The 23,469-nt window shown below is 57.8% G+C and carries 20 protein-coding genes and 3 pseudogenes; 19 read left to right on the top strand and 4 right to left on the bottom strand.

The features are described 5' to 3' along the window. The 5 genes and pseudogenes from GCT19_RS37475 to GCT19_RS37455 all read left to right on the top strand — a co-directional run. The coding region (locus GCT19_RS37475) for a tyrosine-type recombinase/integrase (RefSeq protein ID WP_152854746.1) at positions 1 to 204 on the top strand (204 nt) is incomplete at its 5' end. Between the two features lie 114 nt (positions 205 to 318). Further along, positions 319 to 846, top strand: a pseudogene (locus tag GCT19_RS37470) (Mu transposase domain-containing protein); the annotation flags it as partial. 12 nt (positions 847 to 858) lie between these two features. Beyond that, on the top strand, positions 859 to 1,626 hold the full coding sequence (gene istB / locus GCT19_RS37465; protein WP_152854745.1) for an IS21-like element helper ATPase IstB: 768 nt from the start codon (positions 859 to 861) through the stop codon (positions 1,624 to 1,626). A gap of 100 nt (positions 1,627 to 1,726) precedes the next feature. Next, a pseudogene (locus GCT19_RS44930) lies at positions 1,727 to 2,194 on the top strand (amidohydrolase family protein); the annotation flags it as partial. 58 nt (positions 2,195 to 2,252) lie between these two features. Beyond that, on the top strand, positions 2,253 to 3,794 hold the full coding sequence (locus GCT19_RS37455; protein ID WP_152854743.1) for an IS3 family transposase: 1,542 nt from the start codon (positions 2,253 to 2,255) through the stop codon (positions 3,792 to 3,794). Positions 3,795 to 3,931: 137 nt separating this feature from the next. Here the strand turns inward: GCT19_RS37455 and GCT19_RS37450 are convergent, their stop codons facing one another. Beyond that, complete coding sequence (locus GCT19_RS37450) at positions 3,932 to 4,378, bottom strand: MarR family winged helix-turn-helix transcriptional regulator (protein WP_193727500.1); 447 nt, start codon at positions 4,376 to 4,378, stop codon at positions 3,932 to 3,934. A 204-nt stretch (positions 4,379 to 4,582) separates the two neighbouring features. Between GCT19_RS37450 and GCT19_RS37445 the strand changes: the two genes are divergently transcribed. From GCT19_RS37445 to GCT19_RS37395, 11 genes are all read left to right on the top strand, one after another. Continuing rightward, on the top strand, positions 4,583 to 5,341 hold the full coding sequence (locus GCT19_RS37445; RefSeq protein ID WP_152854741.1) for a hypothetical protein: 759 nt from the start codon (positions 4,583 to 4,585) through the stop codon (positions 5,339 to 5,341). A 17-nt stretch (positions 5,342 to 5,358) separates the two neighbouring features. Continuing rightward, positions 5,359 to 6,216 carry a Phenylacetic acid catabolic protein gene (locus GCT19_RS37440; RefSeq protein ID WP_152854740.1) on the top strand — a complete coding sequence of 286 codons (858 nt, stop codon included), beginning with the start codon at positions 5,359 to 5,361 and terminating at the stop codon, positions 6,214 to 6,216. Between the two features lie 60 nt (positions 6,217 to 6,276). Beyond that, complete coding sequence (locus tag GCT19_RS37435) at positions 6,277 to 7,458, top strand: CaiB/BaiF CoA transferase family protein (protein ID WP_152854739.1); 1,182 nt, start codon at positions 6,277 to 6,279, stop codon at positions 7,456 to 7,458. Between the two features lie 23 nt (positions 7,459 to 7,481). Continuing rightward, positions 7,482 to 10,271, top strand: a complete 2,790-nt coding sequence (locus tag GCT19_RS37430; protein WP_152854738.1) for a class I adenylate-forming enzyme family protein — start codon at positions 7,482 to 7,484, stop codon at positions 10,269 to 10,271. Further along, positions 10,268 to 11,032 (top strand): enoyl-CoA hydratase/isomerase family protein, encoded by a 765-nt coding sequence (locus GCT19_RS37425; protein ID WP_152854737.1) that lies wholly within the window; start codon positions 10,268 to 10,270, stop codon positions 11,030 to 11,032. Before GCT19_RS37430 ends, GCT19_RS37425 begins: the two co-directional genes overlap by 4 nt. A 56-nt stretch (positions 11,033 to 11,088) precedes the next feature. Further along, positions 11,089 to 12,297, top strand: coding sequence for an ABC transporter substrate-binding protein (locus tag GCT19_RS37420; RefSeq protein ID WP_152854736.1), 1,209 nt, complete (start codon positions 11,089 to 11,091; stop codon positions 12,295 to 12,297). 40 nt (positions 12,298 to 12,337) lie between these two features. Further along, positions 12,338 to 13,204 (top strand): branched-chain amino acid ABC transporter permease, encoded by an 867-nt coding sequence (locus tag GCT19_RS37415; RefSeq protein WP_152854735.1) that lies wholly within the window; start codon positions 12,338 to 12,340, stop codon positions 13,202 to 13,204. Then, on the top strand, positions 13,197 to 14,222 hold the full coding sequence (locus tag GCT19_RS37410; RefSeq protein ID WP_152854734.1) for a branched-chain amino acid ABC transporter permease: 1,026 nt from the start codon (positions 13,197 to 13,199) through the stop codon (positions 14,220 to 14,222). Before GCT19_RS37415 ends, GCT19_RS37410 begins: the two co-directional genes overlap by 8 nt. Continuing rightward, positions 14,219 to 14,974 carry an ABC transporter ATP-binding protein gene (locus tag GCT19_RS37405; protein ID WP_152854733.1) on the top strand — a complete coding sequence of 252 codons (756 nt, stop codon included), beginning with the start codon at positions 14,219 to 14,221 and terminating at the stop codon, positions 14,972 to 14,974. The genes GCT19_RS37410 and GCT19_RS37405 overlap by 4 nt, the downstream gene beginning before the upstream one ends. Next, positions 14,971 to 15,693, top strand: a complete 723-nt coding sequence (locus GCT19_RS37400; RefSeq protein WP_152854732.1) for an ABC transporter ATP-binding protein — start codon at positions 14,971 to 14,973, stop codon at positions 15,691 to 15,693. The genes GCT19_RS37405 and GCT19_RS37400 overlap by 4 nt, the downstream gene beginning before the upstream one ends. Positions 15,694 to 15,901: 208 nt before the next feature. Beyond that, positions 15,902 to 16,963, top strand: a complete 1,062-nt coding sequence (locus GCT19_RS37395) for a porin (protein ID WP_193727499.1) — start codon at positions 15,902 to 15,904, stop codon at positions 16,961 to 16,963. A gap of 114 nt (positions 16,964 to 17,077) precedes the next feature. On the opposite strand, the gene GCT19_RS37390 is transcribed toward GCT19_RS37395, so the two are convergent. From GCT19_RS37390 to GCT19_RS37380, 3 genes are all read right to left on the bottom strand, one after another. Further along, positions 17,078 to 17,895 (bottom strand): IS5 family transposase gene (locus tag GCT19_RS37390; protein WP_152854730.1). Its coding sequence is split into 2 segments (ribosomal slippage): positions 17,078 to 17,547 and positions 17,547 to 17,895, totalling 819 coding nucleotides; the frame shifts between segments, so codons are not numbered across the junction. Between the two features lie 87 nt (positions 17,896 to 17,982). Further along, on the bottom strand, positions 17,983 to 19,182 hold the full coding sequence (locus tag GCT19_RS37385; protein ID WP_152854729.1) for an FAD-dependent monooxygenase: 1,200 nt from the start codon (positions 19,180 to 19,182) through the stop codon (positions 17,983 to 17,985). Positions 19,183 to 19,271: 89 nt separating this feature from the next. Next, positions 19,272 to 19,526, bottom strand: a complete 255-nt coding sequence (locus GCT19_RS37380) for a cupin domain-containing protein (protein WP_152854728.1) — start codon at positions 19,524 to 19,526, stop codon at positions 19,272 to 19,274. 763 nt (positions 19,527 to 20,289) lie between these two features. On the opposite strand from GCT19_RS37380, the pseudogene GCT19_RS37370 reads away from it, so the two are divergent. The 3 genes and pseudogenes from GCT19_RS37370 to GCT19_RS37360 all read left to right on the top strand — a co-directional run. Next, a pseudogene (locus tag GCT19_RS37370) lies at positions 20,290 to 21,684 on the top strand (phage integrase family protein); the annotation flags it as partial. A gap of 893 nt (positions 21,685 to 22,577) precedes the next feature. Continuing rightward, complete coding sequence (locus GCT19_RS37365; protein WP_152854727.1) at positions 22,578 to 23,039, top strand: hypothetical protein; 462 nt, start codon at positions 22,578 to 22,580, stop codon at positions 23,037 to 23,039. A 9-nt stretch (positions 23,040 to 23,048) separates the two neighbouring features. Beyond that, positions 23,049 to 23,469 (top strand): nucleotide-binding protein (locus tag GCT19_RS37360; protein WP_456299585.1); only part of this gene is annotated, 421 nt, incomplete at its 3' end.

Genomic DNA, 23,469 nt, shown 5'->3' with positions numbered 1-23,469 from the left:
ACGGCCACCTACCTCCTGCGCTCGGGTGTCGACATCAACACCATCCGCGCGTGGCTCGGCCATGTGTCGCTCAACACCACCAACATTTACGCACAGATCAACCTGGAGATGAAGTCGCGTGCCTTGGCGCAACTGCAGCCATCCGGCGAGGCGCCGCGGCGCCGAATGGAATCCGACCTGCTGCGATTCCTGCGCTCACTGTAACTGGATTTCTGTGGCCTTCAGACTGCGAGGATCTCCGCCGGAAGCAGCTCATCGGCGCCAAGGCCACAGAAATCGCTTCGCCACACAAGATGTGTTCTGTGGTCGACCACAGAACACATCGACTATCACGTCGAGCTCAACAAACACCGCTACAGCGTGCCGCACGCGCTGGTCGGACTCAAGCTCGATGCGCGAATCACGGCGGGCGCTGTCGAACTGTTGCATCGTGGGCGCCGTGTAGCCAGCCACGCCCGTGACGACAGCGCGGGCGCCTACACCACCATCGTCGAGCACATGCCGGCGGCGCACCGCGCCCATCTCGAATGGACGCCACAGCGGCTCATTCACTGGGGCCAGCAGATTGGCGCGGCAACCGGCGCGCTCGTCACCCGGCTGCTGCAGGAGCAACGCCACCCCGAACACGGCTATCGGGCCTGCCTCGGCTTGCTGTCGCTCTCACGTCGCTATGGTCGTGAGCGTCTCGAAGCGGCCTGTGCGCTGGCATTGGAGCTAGGCGTGCACCGTTACCGCCATGTGCGCGACATCCTGGTCAACAACCGCGACCGGGCGGCAACGACAGCGCCTGCCGACTGGATCAGCCCCAGCCATGCGCACGTACGCGGCCCCAGCTACTACCAATAAAGAGAACACGCCATGATGATGCAACAGACCCTGACGCAGCTGCGCACCCTGAAGCTGGATGGCTTCGCTGACGGACTGGAGGAACAGTTGACGCAGCCCGGCGTGGCCAGCCTGAGCTTCGAGGAACGCCTGTCGCTGCTGGTCGACCGGGAAACGAACTGGCGTGATGATCGCCGTCGCACCCGACTGCTCAAGCAGGCGCGCCTTAAGTATCCGCAGGCCGCCATTGAAGATCTCGACACTCGCGCTGGCCGAGGCGTAGACCCGCGTTCGCTCACGAGCCTGGCACTTGGCGATTGGGTCGAAGCCGGCTACAGCCTGCTCATCAGCGGCGCAACCGGCGCGGGGAAATCGTGGCTCGCTTGCGCCCTGGCCCAATACGCCTGTCGGCGCGGGCACTCAGCGTTGTACCTGCGCGTGCCGCGACTGGGCGAGGAACTGCGCGTCCTGCACGGTAACGGCGGCTTCACGAAATGGTTGCTGCAGGTTGCCCGCATTGACGTGCTTCTACTGGACGATTGGGGCATGGCGCCCCTCGACGCGATGGTCCGAAACGATCTACTCGAGATCATTGATGACCGCGCGGCAGGCAAGGCGACCATCATCACCAGCCAGTTGCCGATCGAGCACTGGCACGGCTGGATTGGCGACGAGACCATCGCCGATGCGATGCTGGATCGTCTCATGCAACGTCATCACCGCATCACGCTGACCGGCGAGTCGCTCAGAAAAGCATCCCCAAAACCCAACGTCCTGGAGCCCGAACTCGACCAGAACTGACAAGGAAAACTACAATCGACACCGCGCAACGCCCCAACCCCGCCGAATCGGTCACGTTCCCGAAATCGGCGGTCACGTTCGCCGAAATCCGCACAATCCTTTGAAGCGATTCGCGAAACGCCCCGATTTGCTGGTAGATCCTGCCTGGAGAAAACAACTTCCCTTATTGCGCAAGCACGATTTCAAGTGTGGGCTCGAGGTATTCGCCCATCAGTTGCCAGATTTGACTCATGTCGTCCAGAATCATCCGGACATCGGCTTCACGATCGCGTTGATGGGATGGCCGCTCGATTTGAGCAAGGAGGGCTTTGATTGTTGGCGGCGAGATCTTGCCACACTGAACTCCTGTGACAACATCTGTGTGGACATCTCCGCATTAGAGTGCATCTTTGGTATGCAATGGTCCGTTGCAGAAGCCGCCCCCTGGGTTTCGGCTGCAATCGATACTTTTGGCGTATCGCGATGCATGTTTGGCAGCCACATGCCAATTGCCCGGCTCTCGATAGGGTTTGCCGATCTTTATGAGAGGTATGCGCAATTAGTGACTACCTATTCGGAGGATGAAGTAGATGAAATGTTCTTCGGGGGGGGGGCGGACAAAAACTTGGACTACCTGGAGGTAGTTCATGTTCTCATACGAAGATCGCATTCGAGCGGTTCGACTTTACTTGAAGCTGGGCAAGCGCATCGGAGCTACCATTCGGCAGCTGGGCTACCCGACCAAGAACTCTCTCAAAGCCTGGCATCGCGAATACGAGCAGTACCACGATCTACGGGCGGGCTATGTCCGTTCGAGGCCGAGGTATTCTGATGAGCAGAAGAAGGTGGCTGTCGAACATTATTTGAGCCATGGCCGCTGTGCTGCCGCAACTTTGCGGGCTTTGGGCTATCCGAGTCGCGAGACTCTTGCAGCCTGGATCGAAGAATTGTGTCCAGATATCAGAAAGCGTATTGTTGGCCGAGCCGTTGGAAGCGTTCCAAAATCACAAAAGGTGAAGCAGGCAGCAGTCATTGAACTGTGCACCAGAGAGCAAAGCGCACGCGTGGTTGCCGAGAAAGCCGGTGTGAGCCGGCCAACGCTGTATAACTGGAAGAATCAGCTACTCGGTCGAGAGGTTCCAGCATCTATGAAACGCAAAAAGAAACCAGCATCGGACCATGAGCGTGCGGAGCTGGAACAACAGGTCGAATCGCTTCGACGCGACATCCGACAGCTGCAGCTTGAGCACGATATTCTGAAGAAGGCGAACGAACTGATAAAAAAAGGGATGGGCATCAACCCGCAACTCCTGAGCAACCGGGAGAAGACGGCACTGGTTGATGCCCTGAAACAAACCTATGCGTTGCCAGAATTGCTAGCCGCTTTGGGTCTTGCGCGTAGCTCTTACTTCTATCACCGTGCACGACTGTTGGTTGCTGACAGGCATGCTGACGCGCGTCGCGTCATCGCGGACATCTTCGAACTCAATCACCGTTGCTACGGTTATCGTCGGATCCGCGCGGCATTGATCAGGCAACAGGTCTTCATCTCGGAGAAGGTGGTGCGTCGTTTGATGCGACAGGAAGGTCTGGCCGCCGCCACGACGAGGCGACGTCGCTATGGCTCCTATCGGGGAGAAATTAGTCCCGCGCCGGAGAACATCATCAATCGTGACTTCTACGCCGCCGCTCCTAATCAGAAATGGCTCACGGACCTTACCGAATTCCAGATTCCGGCCGGCAAAGTGTATCTGTCGCCGGTTATCGACTGCTTCGATGGTCTCGTTGTGAGCTGGTCAATCGGTACGCGGCCCGACGCCGAACTCGTCAACACGATGCTGGATTCGGCAATCGAATCAGTGGCTGGCTGCAGGGAGCGACCCGTGGTTCACTCGGATCGTGGTGCGCACTATCGCTGGCCAGGATGGCTCTCGCGTATGCAGGCTGCCAGACTGACTCGCTCGATGTCGCGCAAAGGATGTTCGCCGGACAATGCAGCCTGCGAAGGTTTCTTCGGGCGACTCAAGACGGAATTGTTCTATCCTCGTGATTGGCGAACCACGACCATCGATCAATTCATCGAGACCGTTGACTCGTACATCCGCTGGTACAACGCAAAACGGATCAAGGTCTCGCTCGGCTCTCTCAGCCCCATCGAATACCGGCAGAGTCTTGGAATCGCCGCATAAATCAGTCCAAGAATTTAGCCGCACCCCCAGTCTGAATGAACACTGCGCGCTTGTATAAAAGATCGCGCAAGCATAACAGCGCGCATTGTCATACGTGTGACAAAGATGCCTGTAGTACTCGGTCGGCAACGGCTCGACTAAACGCTGTCTCTGGAGTGAATGATCTTGCGCGTCGAGTGCATCAGCGTGGTCAGGCTTCTCCAGTGGTTTTCCCCGAGCATTTCAAGCATTTTCCGCTGCGCTTGCTGCCAGTACTGATCCGAAACGCCTAGAATGGTTTTCCCGTGCTCGGTTAGCGATACTAGGCGGGTACGTCGATCGGTGCCGGCAACGACCGTGATATGGCCATCGCGTTCAAGCGGATCCAGCAATCGCCTCAGGCTCGTCCTGTCCAGATCTAGCAACGTGGCGAGTTCCGCTATCGACAAAGCGCCTCGATCTTCGACAAACTTCATAGCTCCCCGTTGAGTGGCCGTCAGGCCGGACGGCTCCAGGAACTGCTCGTATACCCTGGTGATCAGTCGAGAAGTACGGCGCGCGTCAAAGCAGAGACAGCGCTCTGGAATCTCGCTTTCAAGTGTCATCGTTGCCATCCTCCATTTCAATATCTAGAGCGAAGATTCGGCGCCGGGCGCGCTTTTTTCGCGAATTCACCTATTGATATCACGAATGGTTGGTTCGTGCTATCCCGCCAAAACGATAGCATGCTGGCTTAAATATGTGTGTGCGCACGTATTTGAGACAATCTCCATAGTCAATGCATCAGATGATTCAGAGGAATCGGATATATGAGTACGGACGTCGCTGCGGCGAATATCAATCAGGGCCTTAATTCATTTTTTCTTTCAACGCGGGACGGTCCGAGCGACGAGTACCTGGTCTATGCGCGCAAGCTGGTGATTTCGACCTACCAGACGTTCAGTTCGTTGCAACTGCATGCCGCTCAGGCGCCCGCATACCGTCCGTGGGCCGATCGCGAAAACTTGCGTCATGCCAATGAAATCTCGTGGCTGACTGACCGTGCTACGGAATTGGCGGAAGACGTGTTTCCGGACCTCGGAATCGATCCGGAACCATACCGCCTCGAGGCCGAAAACGAACTGGATTCGGGGCGTAAGTTGCGGCTGGTCAGGCATGCGCTGACTTCCTGGAATGACGCGATCGTGCTCCGCTATCTGTCTGGTTTGGTCTTCCAGGCGCAAGCTGAGGCGACAATCGGATCGAATTACATTCCGTATGCGGTCGTCGCGCAAAAGGTCTATTTCCGCTTCGGCCTGATCGAGTGGCCCGCCGAGATCGGCTCGCCGCACCGCGAGCGTGTCGCACGAGCGATCGAAGAGGATGGGCTCGAAACCATCCAGGAGCTGGTGAACAAGTGGTGGCCTCGCGCACTCGACAGCTTCGGCGTCCCCGGTTCGAAGAACGACGAGGCGTATGTCCGTCTGGGATTGAAAACCCGATCGAATTCCTTTACGCGCTCCATTTTCGAGGCTTCGGCTCGACGCGAGTTCGCGCTGGTCGGTCTGACCGCGCCCCGTGAATCCTGAATAGAAAGGCACTGCAAATGAGAACCTACGATTTTCTCTATCATCATCCGGAGGAACTTCCGGAAGATTACAAGAAGCAGCTTTGGAAATTTCTCAGCATCCAGATCTGCATTGAAGGCGGGATGGCAAACGAGAGCGGTATTGGTCAGGAAAGCAGCTGCTTGTACACCATGCCTGAAGCTCGCCATCGCCGATTCATCGCTCACAAGCTGGCCGACGAGCGCAATCACGCGTTTGGCCTGTTTCGGCTCGCCAAGTCGATTGGCGAGGATCCGCACCAACTGCTTGGCGACGTGCGCGCATTTCCCGAAAAGAGCCGTGCACTCGACGCATTCAAGGAAATCGACTACACGAAGTCGCACTTGGTGTTTGAAGTGTTCTGCTTCTTGACGGAAGCCGCCGGCGGCATTGCCAGCATCGCCGCACTTGGCTCGACATACGTGCCTTGGGCACTTTGGAATGCGAAAAACTTCATTGATGAAGGCCTCACGCATTCGATCGTGTCGATGTACAACATCAAGGAGGCCGTCGAGAAGGGCGAGCGTGAGGAAGCTCAGCGTCTTTACGATCAGATCTATCCCTACGCGCTGGATCTGTTCGGCGGCGCGAATTCGGCCAATGAACGCGAATATCTGCGTTTCGGTATCAAGACGCTCACCAATACTGAGTGCCGGGTGATCTGGTTGAGACAAATTCGCGAGCGGACAGCGCGCGCTGGCCTCAAGTTTCCGGACGATCCGTATCAGGGCAAACGCGGGCGCTATGACGAGTGCCGCGAGGGGCTCGAGCGATATTTCGACCCGGTTATCGACGGCGATCGAGATTCGGCCCAAGTTCGCAAGGCACTTGCAGACCTGATGCCGGCGGCACACTAAACGATTTCGAAGAGGTGCCGCGAAGTCCGCGGCACCTCTTGCATTTCAGTGGAAAGAATTATGAAGTTGACCGGTGTAAAAGTTCTGGATTTTTCGCAATTCCTCGCGGGGCCGACCGTATCGGCGATTCTTGCGGACCACGGCGCAAGTGTTATCAAGGTCGAATCGCCGTCTGGGGATCCCACTCGAAACGTAGGAAGCGGACCCACAAGCGACAGCTTTTATTCGGCGTGCAACCGGGGCAAACATAGCATCGCCGTCGATCTGAAAAAGAGCGAATCGGCGGAGATCGTGCGCCGGCTTGTGGCCGCTGCGGATATTGTCATTGAGTCCTATCAGCCGGGTGTGACCGCGCGCTTGGGCATCGATTACGCATCATTGAGTGCGATCAATCCAGCACTCGTCTACTGCTCGGTGACTGCATTCGGACAGGATGGCCCATTGCGAGATCATCCCGCACACGATCCGGTGGTGCAGGCGACGGCTGGAATATTCGCCATCGGACGGGATGGCGAACCGGTGCTACCCGCGGTATCTGTTTCGGGTTACGCCGCCGCGCATCAAGCGACGATCGGTGTGCTAATTGCGCTCCTCGCGGCGCGAGCCACGGGGCGTGGTGATTACCTCGATATTTCGATGCACGAATCATCCTTGGGCTTGCGGGCTCAGGCTTTCGGCCCCGCAAGCTTGGCGGTCGAGTCGCCGGAGGGTTTTCGGCATGAAATGGGAATGGCCCTACTGGAAACCTATCAGACGGCGGACGGTAAGTGGCTATGTCTCGGCGGTAGAGAAAACCGGTTTGCAAAAAACCTCTTCGATCTGTTGGATCGACCGGATCTTTTTGCGATTGCAACGGGTCCAGCTGGCGCCGCTCAGGATCCGGTTCGTGATTTTCTGAACCAGACGTTTCGGACGCGCACGCGTGACGAATGGCTGGCATTGTTTGGTGACCGAATCAGTGTGGCCCCCGTATTGAATTACGCAGAAGCATTGGCGCATCCTCACGTGACGGCACGAGGTACCGTTGTGCGGGATGACCATGGCAAAGCTTGGTTGAATACGCCGATCCGCTTCACGAACGAACCCAGCTCAACGCCTAAACGGGCGGCCGCGCTCAGCGAAGATTACGAATCGATCTTGCGGGGAACTGGATTTTCCGACGAGCAGATTGCGCAATTGGTGGAGGCAGGGGTCGTAAAGCCCGCCGCAAACACCGCGGCTGTTACGCCGACCTTCAGTTAATCGACTTTAAAAACGGAAATGCAATGGCCATCAGCCTCCTGAATCGCGTTGATGTTGCTGCGTTCGCGCGGCGTGGAACCGCGGCGCACGCCGAAAAGACTTTATTGTCGGACCATTCTCGTGCGTTGACTGGTGGCGAACTATCACGCGTTGTTGCCAGGCTCGTCGATGATATTCGGAACACTTTCACCAGCCCGGGCGGCCCGTTGGCTATTGCAGCAGAAGGTGATGCACTATTGATTGGATGGTGGGCCATCATTCAATCTGGGCACACCGTCACGATCGCGGAAAAATCGGCGGAAGCCGTTAGTGTCATCAGTCGGACCGAACTAAGCGGCCCCGAAGGGGAGCATCTGGGCCTCTCGGAGTTGCGGTTTTCGGTTGAAGAGCTGCTCTCCCGACAAGACGATGACTCGCATGCGCAGTCCGGCTTCAAATTCTTCGATCATGATGCCGCGAGCTACGTGCCGTTTCTGCACTACGCTATACCGCGTGCATTGCGTGCTACGCGGCCGCATCGAGCTATCGCATTCACCGCTGCGGTCGGCAATCAGACTCATGGCGGACACGATGCGAGTTGGCTCATCGCGACACCTCTCCAACCCGTGCTTGTCGAATCGATTATTGCGGGGGCGTGGACCGTTGGCGTTACCGTGCGCTTGGCTTCCAACCTCGCGTCCCTGAGCACGTATCTTGATGGCAATTTGCCGACAGTCATCATTGCGGATCTGGATTCGGCCGAATCGGTGTTGGCGAAATTGCCCAAGCTTGCGACCGAGCTGCGCTTGAACATTGTGGTTGAGCGTTCGCAGCTGGCATCCATCGATGCGCACGCGGAACGGTTGGCGCAGTACGCAATCGAAAATCTCTGGATTCGCTATGTCTGGGTAGATCCGGTGCTCGGCTACGTCGCATTGCGTGAACTGAGCGAGTCAACATGGCTGCCGGCGTCGACTGTCGCATTCGCAGTTGCGGGGCCCGCAGAACAATACGCGAGTGATGCGGGCGCTGGCCGCTTGCTGGTTCGCACGCCACAGGCCAGCCAGTTCCCGGGCCCGATTCAGTCCTTCCTGAATCTCTATGCCGGCGGATGGTTCGATACCGGCGTGATCGGCCAGCTTGGCGAGAGTGGCTTTGTAGTCAATGGTACGTTGAATGCAGGGACGATCGAAACATCCGATCGCACGGCCGCCGAGGACGAGCGCCGGGCCACCAAATTTAGCTTGGCCGACCTTTTTGAGCGCGCAAGCAAGTATCGTCAAGATGGGATCGCCATTAAGGCCGGCGATAAGTCCATCGACTATCGGCTGTTCCGGAAGCGGGTAGACGCGTTAGCGATCAGCCTTGAAGCGAAGCTGAATGTGAAACCTGGCGAGCGGGTGGGGCTGCTATCGCGTAATCGACCGGAATTCATCGAACTCTATTGGGCGTTGAATTCGATCAGAGCGATTTTCGTCCCGGTAAATTTCCGCTTGAAGGGCCCGGAAGTCAGCTACGTGCTGCGCGATTCCGGCACCACTGTATTGTTCTATGAGCCTGAATACGAGGAATTACTTTCGTCAATTCGTGCTGAACATCCTGATGTTCGACTGATTCCTCTGGCGCAAACGCCGTTCGAAGCTGCGACGACGTCCGATGACTACGACGGCCTGATTGCCACCTCTTTAACCGATGGTGGTCATCGAAATTGGAACGATGTCGATGCCGACGATGATACAGCGGCGACGATCCTGTACACCGCGGGGACAACGGGATTTCCGAAGGGGGCCGTGCGCACGAACCGGAATGTGTTCTGGTTTGCAATGACTGGATCAGCTACTGCGTCCCGGTATCGGCCGAACGTGTCACAGATCCTGTCGACGCCCCTGTTTCATGTTGCCGGACATGAAGCATCTATGGTCGGCGGGCTTATGAATGCGGCCCCCTTGATCGTGATGCGTGAGTTGAACGTAGATCAGTTGCTGGATCTCATCGACCGCGAAGGCGTGCGGATGGCGCTCTTTCCTCCGACCGTTGGCCTCGATGTGTTGCGGCGCCTAAGGGCGGGTTCACGCAAGCTTGACCGGCTCACGCACTGGATCTCCGCCTCCGCGCCACTTCCGGCCGTCCTGCGCGATGAGGCACTGAGTTACGTGCCGGGCGTAATCTTCTGCAATAGCCTCGGCATGACGGAAGCGGGCGTGCTGTTCAGGGATCAGTTCCAGCTCGGTAGCACGAAGCCGAGCAACTCGATCGGACGTTCGCTGGGCACGGTCGCCACAAGGATCATCGATCAGGAAGGCCGCGATGTCCCGCAAGGCGAAATCGGGCAGATCGTGATACGCAGTCCTCAGTCGATCAACTCGTACTGGTGCAACGAACGGGCTTCAGCCGAAGCCACGCGCGATGACTGGTTCAATACGGGCGACCTAGGGCGATTCAGCGACGCGGGCGATATCGAAGTCATGGGCCGGTCAAAGGACATGATTATCTCTGGCGGCGAGAACGTGTACAGCACGGAAGTCGAAAACGTCTTATTTTCGCAGAGCGAGATTAAGGAGGCCGCGGTGTTCGGCATTCCTCATCCGCATTGGGGCGAGGCCGTGGTCACGGCCGTCGTGCTGGAACCCGGCGCATCCCTGAGCGAAGCCCAGGTGATCGAGCGTTGCCGGGCGGTTATGGCGCATTACAAGGCACCGCGCCGTGTATTCATTCGCTCATCGCCGTTGCCCCGTAATTCGATGGGCAAGGTCACGAAATTCGATCTGCAGCGTGAATACGGGGACACCTCCTGGGAACATGAACGCCGCAAACGGGTTGGGGAATCCGCATGAGCGAGCCTACCGTATTGGTTCATCGCCAGGGGGAGCTGGCGATCCTGACGTTGAACCGGCCCGATAAATTGAATTCGTGGACGCCGCAACTGATGGTCGAATTGCATGACGCAGTTGCGGCGTTGACTGATGACAGTTCTGACGTTCGGGTCGTGGTCGTGCATGGCAGTGGCAAAGCGTTTGGCGCGGGCGGCGATATGAGCCTCTTTTCTCGGACTCGATCTAAGGAAGACCCCAGTATTCCGCACAACGAGATGCAATCGATTTTCACGCGTATTCAGCAGGCTTCGCAAATATTTGTGGCCGCCGTACATGGGTATTGCGTGGGATCGTCGCTGGTGTTGGCGGGATCTTGCGACTTCCGTTTCTGCTCCGAGGATGCGCGATTTGTGTTTCCGGAAGTGAAGATGGGAATGCTCCCTGGCATCGGCGCTGCCCACATCGCGCATACGATGAATGACCGGATGTTGCGCTATCTGATCGTGACCGGACAGGCCTACACGGTAGGCGAAGCCGACCGCGATGGTTTCGTAACCAAGATCGTTCCGAATGGACAAGCCTTCGATTCTGCACTTGATTTTGCCCGCAAACTGGCCGGTAACACCCCGGCCGCTATGGGCGCGGCCAAACGCATCGCCTGGTTGACGCATCGCCGCGGAGCAGAAGCATCCATCGAATACGAACTGGCGAAAAATCAAATATTGCTTGATTCGGACGAAGTGCGCGAAAAGGCTAAAGCGTTTTTGCGCGATCGTAAATGAACGCCAGGCAAAGCGTAGGCCAATAACCAGATTTTTCAATCGTTGAAAAACAGACTATGAAAACAATCCTAAATCGTGCATCCATCCGGATCGCGGCACTGACGCTGCTCGGTACCTTGGGGTACGCACAACTCGCATCGGCCGATGACACTCCTATTCGCATCGGCCTCATCATGCCCCGGAGCGGCACATTCGCAGGTCAGGGCGCAAAGCAATTCAATGGCATGCATCTTGCGCTTGACGAAGCCGGGCGCAAGGCTGGTGGGCATCCTCTGGATATCGTTGAAATCGACGAACCCGCGGATTCACAATTGGCCGTGCAGAAGATTAGCGAATTGACCGCTGGTAGCAATCGGCTCGACGCGCTGGTCGGGATTTTTAACGCGCAGATCGGGCAGGCTTTGCGCAACACGTTGGATAGCACACAAACGATTACTGTCCTTAGCAATACCAATTCTCGCAGCCTGACAGGTAGCCGGAAAAGTCCGTTTATTTTTCGCGTGTCAAGTACCAGCTATACCACTTCGACGAGTCTCGCTGACTGGGTAAACAAAAGTAAATATTGCACGTCAGTCAGTTCCATCGCATCGAACTATTCGGTTGGCCGCGAATTCACGCAATATTTTCTGAATCCTTATCAGGCGGCTGGCGGCAAGGTTAACGACCAATTCTGGCCGGCGCTAGGCACTTCGGACTATTCGCCGTATCTCGTAAAGATGGTGGCAAACCCTCCGTCGTGTGCATTCGTCTTCTTGAACGGTCCGGACGCGGCCCGTTTCGTTCAACAGTTCGATCAATATGGTCTCAAACGCAAAGGCGTAAAACTCCTCGGCATTGCCTATCTCGATCGCGCGAATCTTAAAGCGCTGGGCCAGGCAACGGTTGGTGCAGTCACCGTCTCAGGTTGGGAGGCAACGCATCCCGATCCAGAAGGTCAGGCGTTTGCCACCCGTTATGCGGCCAAATACGGCGAAAAGCCTGATAACAATGCATTCCTTGGTTATCTCGGCACGAAAGCTCTGATTGCTGCGATCAAAGATGCTGGTGGCGATGTGCGGGATCGCAAGAAGTTTGCCGAAACACTCAAGCACGTGACATTTCCTGCGGGGGACGGGTATCCGTTCCGATTCAATCAGACCAACAATACCCGAGAGATTCCGCCCGGCATCTATACGGTAATCGAGCCGACACCGGGAACGTACGATTTTCGTCTATTGGCGACAATGCCGCCTTCCTCGGATCCGGGCGATGACGTACGGCCTTGAATGACGTTGTATTTGCCCGAAAAACTCTCGCGGATCGATCATGCTGTTAATCCAGACATTGAATGGGCTGTCCTATGCTGCGGTGCTGTTCACCATGGCGTTGGGCTTTTCGCTGATATTCGGCATCATGCGCGTGATGCATTTCGGGCACGCCGGGCTTGCGATGGCGTCCGCGTTCGTCGCTCAGCATCTGGCGATATCTGGCCAGCCCTTCTGGGTAGCTATCGTGGGTGCGGCCGCAGCAGCTGGGATTGCCGGTTTCGTGGTCGAACGGCTTCTGATTCGACGGATCTATATGCGTGATCACGTCGCGCAGATTTTGCTGACTATCGGCCTTTCCTACGTGATCGAAGATGTTGTGCTGTGGCTCTGGGGCGGGGACATACGCGCGATGACACTGCCGGATTCATTAGCCGGAGTACTGGAAATCGGCGGCTACCCGTTCCCCGTATATCGGCTAGTGGTTATCGCCTATGCCCTCGTCTGGGGTGCCGCACTAGCGTTTCTGTTTAGCAAAACCCGATGGGGAGACGTGTTGCAAGCCGCTATTGCTGATCCGGACATGGCCGCTGCAATCGGCATCAATACGCGAAAACTGTTTGCTATCGTTTTTGTTTCAGCAACCGTCTTGTCCGGGCTGTCAGCCGCTGTGGTGGCCCCGATCACACAGGTCTACGTCGGCATGGATGGCGAAGATCTGTTTCTTTCGCTCATCGTCGTAATTGTGGGCGGCATCGGAAGTTTGCCGGGCACCCTCGCTGGGGCGCTAGTGCTGGGCTTTACCGATACGCTTATCAAGGCACTCTGGCCGGATCTTTCTCAAATCGGTCCGTACGCGATGTTGCTCATCGTGCTTATATCCCGCCCGCAGGGATTGCTTGGAAAGAAGGAGTTGGTACGTGTCTGATATCAGTGAATTGAAGCACGTAATGCCTGGATCCGGCGAACGGCGAGACGAGCCCCGCCGGCGGCGCCAGATTGCTATCCTGGGCCTCGCCGCGGTTATCTTGCTGTTACCTCTCGCGGTCGAGGTCGACATCGTCAATGGCATGACGGCCGTCCTGATTCTCGGACTGTTCGCAATGTCTCTGTCCATGCTATTTGGACAGGCTGGTTTGCCGATGCTCGGTCATGGCGTATTTTTTGGTGGCCGGGCGTACCTCTGCGCGCTTGTCATGCAAAGGATATCGACCAATGTGCTGGTGACAATCCCCGTTTCTGCCGTTGCGATGGGCGCGCTTGGATACTTGTTTGCTTGGCTTGCGCTACGTGCAAAAGGGCTGCAGCTGATGCTCGTGTCCGTTGCATTCGCCGGTCTGCTTCACGCGATCGCAGAGCAGGGCAACTCTGCGCTGGGCGGCAACGATGGCATCTCTGTACCTGCCGCCACTCTAGCCTTGGGCCCATTCTCGTGGAATCTCGGCGCACCTGGTCCCATGTTCTATGTCACGTTATTCGTGGTGGTAGTTGCGTGGATCTCGATGAAAAACATGATTGCTTCGCCATTCGGTGTGCTGATTCAGGCGATTCGTGATAACCCGATCCGGATATCCGCCGTAGGGCTCTCTGACGCTCAGCCCCTACGCATTTGGGTGGGTTACTGTGCCGCTTGGGCCGGTGCGGCGGGCGCGTTGTATGCGTGCTTGTATCAATACGTTGGCGCTTCAATTTTGAGCATATATGGTTCTATCAATGCACTGGTGATGATTGTCGTGGGCGGGATGGGGACGCTGTCTGGTAGCTTGATCGGCGCGCTGGCACTCTATGCCGTCAGGGACGGTCTTTCGCGGATATCTACGCATTGGACCTTAGTTTTGGGTCTGATGTATATCGTGTTTGTCCTCTGGGTTCCGCGCGGAATCGTTGGGTTATTACTAGATGCGAAGTCCCGCTTATCGGCACAACGCTGGGGATCTAAAAAATGAATGATGAAGTCGTGCGAGTGGCGGGCCTGACTTGCGCATTCGGAGATTCAGTGGTGTTGAATGACGTTCATTTGTCACTGAAGCGTGGAGAGCGGCGCGGCATCATCGGCCCTAACGGCTCAGGAAAATCGACATTGCTGAACTCGTTGAGCGGATGGATGCGGCCGCGCTCGGGAAGCATTCAGCTTTATGGTCAGAACATTACCGGATTTTCTCCCGCGGAAATTGCGACCCTGGGGATGACGAGGACATTTCAGTATGTCCAGTTGAGTGTCAGTCAAACCGTACTGGCGAATGTATCAATCGCGCTATTCCGACGTTATCGCATTGGCTACTCTATGTGGCGCCCACTGACGAAGCACACGGCAGTGCGAGATGAAGCATTCGCCATCTTGGCGCGCTTGCATCTGACGCATTACGCGGATTCGGTGGTTGAACATCTTTCCTACGGCGTGCAGAAACAGGTCGAGCTCGCCATGCTACTTGCGGCCCAGGCCTCGGTGTTGCTGCTCGACGAGCCGGCAGCCGGTTTATCAGAGGAGGAGTCGGCCGAAGTGTTGGCGATCTTGCAGTCGATGAGCCAGGACATTGCGATTCTGGTTATCGAGCACGATATAGATTTTTTGTTGGGTCTTGCCGAATCGGTTACGGTCCTAAGCGATGGGCGCGTTATATACGACGGTAGTGCGGCCGATGTTCGCGAGAGCGCAGAGGTCGCGCAGATTTATATGGGCACTGGGGGCTTCCATTGAATACCAAGGCTTTGTTGATCGACGGGCTTTCGGCAGGATACAGGCGAAATCGGGTATTGCACGATGTAACGCTGCATATCGATCGCGGCGAATCCGTATGTTTGCTGGGCCGTAATGGTGTAGGTAAGAGTACCCTGGCCAGTGTGATTGCCGGTTTCTTAATACCTTCTGTTGGCAGCATCAAACTTGACGGCCACCCCGTTTCCCACGAGTCCATTTATAGCCGTGCTCTATCGGGAATTTCGTTGGTACCGCAGACCCGGCGACTCTTCAAGTCACTGACAGTAAGGCAGAACCTTGAAGTCAGCATGTGTGGTGTGGATCGTGCGGACCAGGCATGGTCGATCGATGATTGCTTCGAGATCTTTCCGTCGCTCGCACTTCGATCAGGTACGGCGGCCGGGATGTTGAGTGGCGGGGAGCAGCAGATGCTTGCGCTCGCGCGAGCCATGCGGACGGGGCCGAATGTATTGATTCTTGACGAGCCGATAGAAGGCCTATCGCCTTTAATGGCTGAGAAAATTGGAACGGCGCTTAACCAAATTCGAACCAGCGGCACCTCGATTTTATTGATCGAGCAACATATCCGATTCGGCCTGACTCAGACGGATCGCACGTATGTCATGAGCCGCGGCCGCATCGTGGCGGAAGGAAAATCCTCAGATCTTCTAGAAGACACCGACGCTTTGAAGAAATTCATGTCCATAGGCGGCGCGTGACGTTTTTGATGGGGCATGTCGATTTCACGCCCCTAAAGTAATTCGTGGCCAGCGTACACAAATCAATTTATGGCATATGCTACGGAGGACTAAGTAGTTTAGAGGGCGTTGATTTCGAGCAGAATAGCGGCCATCAAATAATATTATTTGATGATTCCCATAAAAAATATGAGCGTTTTTAACTTAGAAAAAGCCTGGGGGTTTGGTAGTGCAAAAGAAGCAATTTTCCCTGTTTTTGGCCGCGGGTCTCGCAGCAGGTGCAGTTCACGCGCAATCGAGCGCTACGATGTACGGTGTTATCGACACGGGTATCGCCTTTGGAAATCACACCACGGGTAATACAAGTGCCTGGAAACTGAACAACGGTAATCGTGCTGCCACGCGTTGGGGCCTGAAGGGTCGTGAAGACCTCGGTGGCGGCCTGGCTACGATCTTCCAACTAGAAACCGGTTTCGACGTGAACACGGGCGCTATCGTCGCCCCACAAGCCGGCCGCATTTTCGGCCGCCACGCGTACGTCGGCCTGGATTCGAAAGACTACGGGCAATTGCTCCTGGGCCGTACCTGGACGATCCCGTTTCGCTACGGTATTCCGCTCGATCCGCTCAACTATTCGTTGTATGGTTTGGTAGCGCAAGACTCGGAATTTGCCGGCCACGCCGATAACATGCTTGCATACAACCTGAAGAAGGGCCCGTTCGAGTTCAATTCGCTGTACAGCTTCGGTTACGAAGCTGTCACTGCTGCGGCTATTCCCGGTAACTATCGTGTCGATAAGGAAGTCGATGTCGGCGCTCGCTATGTCGACGGTCTGATCAACGTTTCGGCCTTTTATACGCAGCGTCAAGGCACAACCGCAGCTACCGGGAATCAGGATGAACGCCGCTTCCTGATCGGGGGCACATATGCTCCGACCAGCAAGACGACGCTATACGCCGGCTACGAACTCCTCCTGAACGATGTTGCGACGACGGTCGCTTCGCAGCCCTCGCGATCCATGTTCTACGCGGGTGCCCGCTACTACATCACGCCGTTTATCGACGTGGCGGCGGCATCGTACTACACCTCGTACCGTGCGTTCTCAGGTCATGCGCTGTCCTCAGGTCTCCAGGCCGATTACTTGTTGTCCAAGCGCACGTCGCTGTACGTAAACGGCACGTATGTCGTGAACAGCAGCAAGTCCAAACTGAGCGCACTCGGCGCGGCGATCCCGGCCGTCGCAGGGGCGAACCAGCTGGGCCTGTCGGTCGGCGTCCTGCACAACTTCTAAATCCTGGGATTGAAGAAGCGGCGCGACTAAAATGAAACAGGCGGGGCAACCGAAGTGGTTGCCCCGCCTGTTGGTATAACGATTGCGTTATACGGAACTCACTTAGAAACGGTTTCATAAAGACTGCTGGGCACGCTTGAGCGTGTTCCAGCAGATCAAGGAACAACCGAGTTTGAGAAACGCCTCATGAATGTCGGCTCGACGTTCAAAACGGATGCGAAGTCGGCGGAAATGATGCAACCAGGCATGCGTACGTTCGACAACCCAACGCACTCTCCCGAGGCCACTGCCGTGGGGTTGGCCACGTCGGGCAATGCTGGTTGGGATGCCGCGCTCGTGCAGGATGCGGCGGTACTTGTCGTGGTCGTAGCCCCGGTCTGCATAGACACGACCGGGTCGGCTCAGTGGTCGTCCACGCAAGCCACCGACGGGCACAATGGCATCGACCAGCGGAACCAGTTGCGTCACATCGTTACGGTTGGCACCGGTCAGGATGGCGACGAGCGGTGTGCCGTTCGCATCGGTCAGGAGGTGGTGTTTGGAGCCGGGTCGCGCGCGGTCGGTGGGGTTCGGTCCAGTTTTTCGCCCGCCCCAACCGCGCGAATCGACGAAGAATCGACGACCATGCGCGAGAAATCGATCTTCTCGGCTGCACGCAGCTTCGCCAGCAGGACCGCATGCAACTGGTCCCAGACGCCTGCCTCCTGCCAGTCGCGTAGCCGACGCCAGCAGCTCACACCCGAACCGCAACCCATTTCGGCGGGCAGGTCGCGCCAGCGGATGCCGGTTTTCAGCACGAACAGAATGCCGGTCAACGCTGCCCGATCCGGTACCGGCTTGCGGCCCGGATACTTGAAGCGGCGTGGCTTCGGTGGTGGTAGCAGTGGCTCGATCAGTGCCCACAATTCGTCGTCAACGATTGGTTTTCCCATCTCCTCGATCCACTTGTCACAACGACCGAGGTTAACAGCTTGATGGAAAAGTTAACAGCCCCTTCACGGGCTTTTTGAAACCGCTTCTTATACCGGGATCGTGTCCACGTCATAGGTGAACAGCCAGTCGTAGCGCTCACCGATCGCGTTCGACTGCCATTCTCGCGAGATGAATTCCTCAGCGGTTTCGACCGTGGCCAAAGCAGGATTATGGAAGCGCGACGTATTGTCGGACGAGCCTTGCACCATGGCGTAGGTTCGCGGCCGGCGCACTGCGTCGAAACGTTGCAGCGCGGTTTCCGGATCCGAGTACTTTTCCAGGCAACGTGCCAGCACAACGCCGTCTTCGATGCTGTGCACCGCGCCTTGCGCCAAAAACGGCAGCGTGACGTGGCAGGCATCGCCGAGCAACGTGGCACGGCCCTTGACCCAGCCCTCGAGCTGGGGCTTGCCGCACAGTGCCCATTTCGTCACCGAGGGCGCATACGATAGCGCCTCCTCGATCTCTTCATTCCAACCGGCAAACGCAGCTCGGCATTCCTCGATATCGGCCGGGGCAGTCCAGGAAGACGGGTTATCCCACTGGCAGCCTTCCAGCGTGCCGACCCAGTTCAGGAGGCTACCGCCCTGGATAGGATAGTGGACGACGTGGCCGCCCGGACCAACCCAATTGACTGCCACGCTACGGCGGAATTTCTCCGGCAATTTCTCCATCGGAATCAGAGTGCGCCAGGCGATCATGCCGGTGAACAGCGTTTCCGCCGGGCCGAACAGCGCCTGACGGACCTTCGAGTGCACGCCGTCTGCGCCCACCAGAATGTCACCGGTAAACACGCGGCCGTCGGCAAGCTTCAGATGCACCTTGCCGTCGTCTGTCTGCTCAACATCTTCGCAGCGTGCACCCGTATAAACAGCGTCCGGCTTAAGGCGTTTGACTTCATCAGCCAGCACGCGCAACAGGTCGGGGCGGAACACCGTCATGTACGGGAAGCCGTACTTACGCACTGCAGCATCGCCGAGGTTGAACAGCGGCCAGGTCTTGCCCGTATTCCACAAACGGATTTCTTTGGCATCCGAGGGGTTGGCCAAGCGATGGAGGTTCTCGAACACGCCCAGCGAGTTAAGGGCGCGATTGCCGTTAGGACTGGTCTGGATGCCGGCGCCGAATTCGCGCACTTCCGGGGCCTGCTCGAAAACTTCGACGTCGAAGCCGCGCTGCAGCAGGGCAATGGCCGCGGACATGCCGCCGATGCCACCGCCGGCGATGAGGATTTTTGTTTTGCTCATAGCTTGATGATTAGTACGCTTTGGTTTCGCGATAGAAACCGAGTTTGTCGAGGACCGGGCGTTCATTCCATTTGTCGTCCGGCCGGACTTCATGCTTGACGCTCTACATCCAGCATTTCTGCGGGTTCGTCAGCGGTAAATGCGTAGTCGACCCAGCTCGGCACTGCGATCACGTCGCCGCGCTTCCATTCGATGTCGCGTTCGCCCACGCGGGCCTTACCGCTGCCCTGAGTGATCGCGATGATGCGGCTCGCGGTATTGCGCGGGAAATTCACCGGTGTACCAGCTGCCAGTGCGAGATAGCTCATCTCCATGGTGGGGATGTGCGCCTGCGTATTCAGCACCAGACGCTTGTAGCCATCCTGCTCAGGCTGCGCATGCAGCTGCGGGCGCGTGACCGCTGCCGGGAAATACCATTCGTGGGTTTCGGGTGCTGTATTAACCGGCTGATAGCCGTCCGAAACCTCGGAAGCGGAGGCCGCCTTGCGGTCTTTAGCGACTTGCCGACAGGTGGGAGCGTAGCGACGTAGCCCGGTGCGCGCCGATTGCGCGGTCGTGGGTGAAATCGGTTGGGCTGGCGACTTCCATCCATGGCAACGACCAGCGGTTCTCCTGATACAACGCCCGCACGCTCGAGGACAGCCCTATCCTGAGCGTTGTGGACTCACCAACGTAGGCCCAGTAGCGCAACCGCCCTGATTCGCTAGCGCGGTTGAATACCTGAGCCTAGACTCTCACCCGACAACTGGCAGCCGCCGCCGAAATTCTAGCCAGGGATGGTCCTCAAGACGGGCCGCTTGATGCGTTCGAAATGCTCGCGTTCTTTCGCCAATTCGACCAGCCTGGCCTCGGTTTGAATGCGGTCGAGACGTCCGACGACGAGCTCTTCGCGCGCACCAGTGACGCCGCTCTAACTATGGCTGGACGTAACGAGTTTGCCGCGTCGCATGTGCTTCTCAAACAGGCACGGTCGCTCCTACCCGTTGCATGAAAAGGCATGTATGAATTGCGACTTTCTGCCAAAAAATCACTCGGCAACAATGCCATTAAGATAATCCTTCTAATCTCTGTACTTTTGTTCTGGTACGTAACTCACCACCACGAAAAATGCCCAGACGCTTGGCTGCCCCCGAAGGCTTCCCGGACCCCGCTGTCCTTGCCGCGATGCGCGCCTAGTACGAAGGCGCGTCATCGCGGCAGGCGGCGGAACGTTATCTTCGCGAGCATCTCGGCCGGGGCCAGTCCGCCCGCGGCCTCATCGGCCAGGTTCGCCAGCAACTGGCCACGTTTGCGCTCCACCGGCAGCGCCCCGATCTGGCCGCGCTGTTCCAGTGCCCCGCCAACCAGCGCATCCGCCACGCCAGGGCCGTCACGCAAGCGCTCGAGGTGCTGCGCGCCATGCCGATCCCCACGCCGCAGATTGGGGACGATATCGCGCTGTGGCTGCCGGAGCGCGCCGTGCGCGTGCTGCATGCCGTCGGCATCCGGACCCTGAGCGACCTCACCGTACGAATTCCGCGCCGGCGGCAGTGGTGGGCTGCCGTCCCGGGGCTCGGGCCCGCCAGCGCCCGCAGGATCGAAGCCTTCTTCGCCAGACACCCTTCGCTGACCGAGCGGGCCCGCGCTCTGATCACCAACGAGCGGGCATCGATCGTGACGCCATGGGAACAGTTGCGGCTGCCTCACGACGTCGACGGCTCGGCCGGAGCGTTCCGCGCGCCCGCGTCGACCTGCATTCTCGGGGTAGACAATGACTACGAGGCCATCCAGGCCTGGCTCGCGCTGCATGAATCCCCGGCCACCCAGCGCTCCTACCGCAAGGAGGCCGAGCGCCTGATCCTGTGGGCCATCGTCGCGCGGGACAAGGCCCTGTCCTCGCTGACGACCAAGGATGCGACCGATTACCGGGCGTTCCTGCGCAAGCCGATGCCGCGCGAGCGGTGGGTCGGTCCGCCACGTCCGCGCACATCTCTGGACTGGCGGCCGTTCGTCGGCAACCTGTCGCCACGCTCGATCGCCCAAGCGCTCGCCGTCCTCAACGCCATGTTCCGCTGGCTGATCGAGCAGCGCTATGTCCTGGCCAACCCCTTTGCTGGCATCAAGGTGCGCGGCAGCCAGCGCGCCATGGCCGTGGAGGCCACGCATGCCTTCACCGAGGGGGAATGGCTGCTGGTACGCGCTATCGCCAACGGACTCGAATGGTCATACGGTTGGCAGGCTTTGGCTGCGCAGCGGCTGCGCTTCCTGCTGGATTTTGGCTACGCGACCGGCCTGCGGATCAGCGAACTGGCCAATGCCACGCTGGGCAATATCGAAGTTGATGGCACTGGCGATCACTGGCTGCACCTGGTCGGTAAAGGCGGCAAGCCCGCCAAGGTCACCCTGACACCGCTGGCGCGCGTCGCGCTGGATCGCTACCTGCAGGAGCGCGGGCTACCCATCAGTCGCGTTCGCTGGGAGCCTGCCACGCCCGTGATCGGGAGCCTGGATGGCACAGGCTCAGGTATCTGTTAGCGCCGATGTGAAACTGACCCAAGCGGACATTTCAGAATGGCTTTGACACTGTTTGTGTATTGGCTGAGTTCAGATGTCGGGTTATGTCTATGCTCACTGTTGAGTTCAACTATATGCAACAAGCGACAAAGTGACTGTGGCGAGCGTGATGACGAAGTGGACGCAGCGCGGACTAACTTCTGTGATCAAGCGAGGCTCCCGTGGGCGCCTAAAGCCGGCGATAGCCTATCCTGCCATCCCTCGATTTTCATATTGTTTTTGGCCCCGGGTGTGACTTCGGTGTGCGCGCTGTGCAGCCATGCACAGCAGAAATGCGCTTCCGTGTAAATGCCGTTGGTTTGGCATTCAAAGGTCGTGGTGCAACGAGGCGGGCGACTTGTGCACGGCCTGCGACTACTGTGCGCTTCAGGTGTGTTGCACGGAGAAAACTCGTCGGTAAGCAGCTGACCTCCGAAGTGTTCGGCGGTGCCACCAGGTGCGAAGCGCGTGGTGTGCACGTTCGATCTGCGGTCGCATAGCGGTGAACATCCGTACAGGTTGGGTGACCGTACGCGGAGACGGCAAGGCGATGGCGAAGAAAGACGGCGGCGCGTCGCGTTCGTCCCTCGGTGACTTCAATTGCGTTGCGGTTTCCGTTCGGCGTGAATCGATGGACACACGGCATTCGCAGCCATTGATGCTCGTGTCCATGAGCGACGCACGCGTGTAATTTCACGTGCATCGACGAGATACCGGATAAGGCAGAAAAAATATTTCTGATTCCGTCAAGTTCCTCTGTACTCCGATGTGTTCCGCCTGTGCCGGGAATCGCTAGCAGCGGGTGTTGACGGCGAGTTTGAGCGTGTTCAAGATAAGATCAAGGTTGTGCGTCGGAGCAGGTCATGCCGGTTGTCAGGAGTTTCGCGCGGGGGCAATGGGAGGCGCTTGGACGCAGACTGGGTGCGCTGCCGGAAAAGGCGACGAGTGATGAGCCGCTCAAGGTAAGCGATGGCGTCAAATCCATCCAGAAACAGATCGGCGCGGCGCGAGAAAAGGGCTACACGCTCGGCGAATTGATCGAACAGGCTGTACAGGAAGGTATCGACGTGACGCCGAATTCCTTGAGATATGCGATGCGCCGTGCGGAAGGAAAGGGGCGAGTTCGACGGACCGGAAAGGATACGGTACGAGACCATGCGGCAAGACCTGTGCGAGGCAGGAAGCCGTCGCAAGCGGATGCGACACTCGATACGCCTTCGCGGGACAGAACGCAGCAGAAAGGGGATGGCGGTGTGATCAGGCCTGGGCAACCGGTGCAGGGCTTCCTCGGATTTCCGATCAGCCCGGATACCGAAAATCTGTAGAGGTGTGACATGGCAACGCAAAATCCCCCCATCTACATGGTCGGCGGCAGCAAGGGCGGCGTCGGAAAGAGCTTTGTGACGCTGGCGCTGGTTGATCACCTGCGACGGACCGATATCAACGTCGTGCTGGTAGAGACGGACACGTCCAATCCGGATGTCATGAAGGCTGTTCACGGCGAGATCGAATGTGGGTCGTGCGATCTCGATGACGTGAGTGGCTGGATCGACTTCATCAATTTCTGCGACCGGCATCGTGATGCGACTGTCGTGGTGAACACCGCAGCGAGGAGCCAGACTGGCGTCGCGCATTATGGTGGGACGCTTGCTGGTACGCTAGATGAGCTGGCACGGCAGTTGGTTGTGCTGTGGGTGATCAATCGGCAACGCGACAGTCTGGAACTGCTGCTCAGGTTCGGTGCCACGTTCCCGA

Source organism: Paraburkholderia atlantica (assembly GCF_009362785.1).
Classification (GTDB): domain Bacteria; phylum Pseudomonadota; class Gammaproteobacteria; order Burkholderiales; family Burkholderiaceae; genus Paraburkholderia; species Paraburkholderia atlantica.
The sequence above is the reverse complement of the archived record's forward strand: the minus strand, read 5'-3'. Positions and strand labels throughout refer to the sequence as shown.

Bases quoted from the DNA above. Each gene is read 5' to 3' on its own strand.
- GCT19_RS37425 (WP_152854737.1), top strand. From the start codon at position 10,268: ATGAGCGAGCCTACCGTATTGGTTCATCGCCAGGGGGAGCTGGCGATC.
- GCT19_RS37385 (WP_152854729.1), bottom strand. From the start codon at position 19,182: ATGAGCAAAACAAAAATCCTCATCGCCGGCGGTGGCATCGGCGGCATG.
- istB (WP_152854745.1), top strand. From the start codon at position 859: ATGATGATGCAACAGACCCTGACGCAGCTGCGCACCCTGAAGCTGGAT.
- GCT19_RS37415 (WP_152854735.1), top strand. From the start codon at position 12,338: ATGCTGTTAATCCAGACATTGAATGGGCTGTCCTATGCTGCGGTGCTG.
- GCT19_RS37440 (WP_152854740.1), top strand. From the start codon at position 5,359: ATGAGAACCTACGATTTTCTCTATCATCATCCGGAGGAACTTCCGGAA.
- GCT19_RS37365 (WP_152854727.1), top strand. From the start codon at position 22,578: ATGCCGGTTGTCAGGAGTTTCGCGCGGGGGCAATGGGAGGCGCTTGGA.
- GCT19_RS37450 (WP_193727500.1), bottom strand. From the start codon at position 4,378: ATGACACTTGAAAGCGAGATTCCAGAGCGCTGTCTCTGCTTTGACGCG.
- GCT19_RS37420 (WP_152854736.1), top strand. From the start codon at position 11,089: ATGAAAACAATCCTAAATCGTGCATCCATCCGGATCGCGGCACTGACG.
- GCT19_RS37455 (WP_152854743.1), top strand. From the start codon at position 2,253: ATGTTCTCATACGAAGATCGCATTCGAGCGGTTCGACTTTACTTGAAG.
- GCT19_RS37445 (WP_152854741.1), top strand. From the start codon at position 4,583: ATGAGTACGGACGTCGCTGCGGCGAATATCAATCAGGGCCTTAATTCA.
- GCT19_RS37405 (WP_152854733.1), top strand. From the start codon at position 14,219: ATGAATGATGAAGTCGTGCGAGTGGCGGGCCTGACTTGCGCATTCGGA.
- GCT19_RS37435 (WP_152854739.1), top strand. From the start codon at position 6,277: ATGAAGTTGACCGGTGTAAAAGTTCTGGATTTTTCGCAATTCCTCGCG.
- GCT19_RS37430 (WP_152854738.1), top strand. From the start codon at position 7,482: ATGGCCATCAGCCTCCTGAATCGCGTTGATGTTGCTGCGTTCGCGCGG.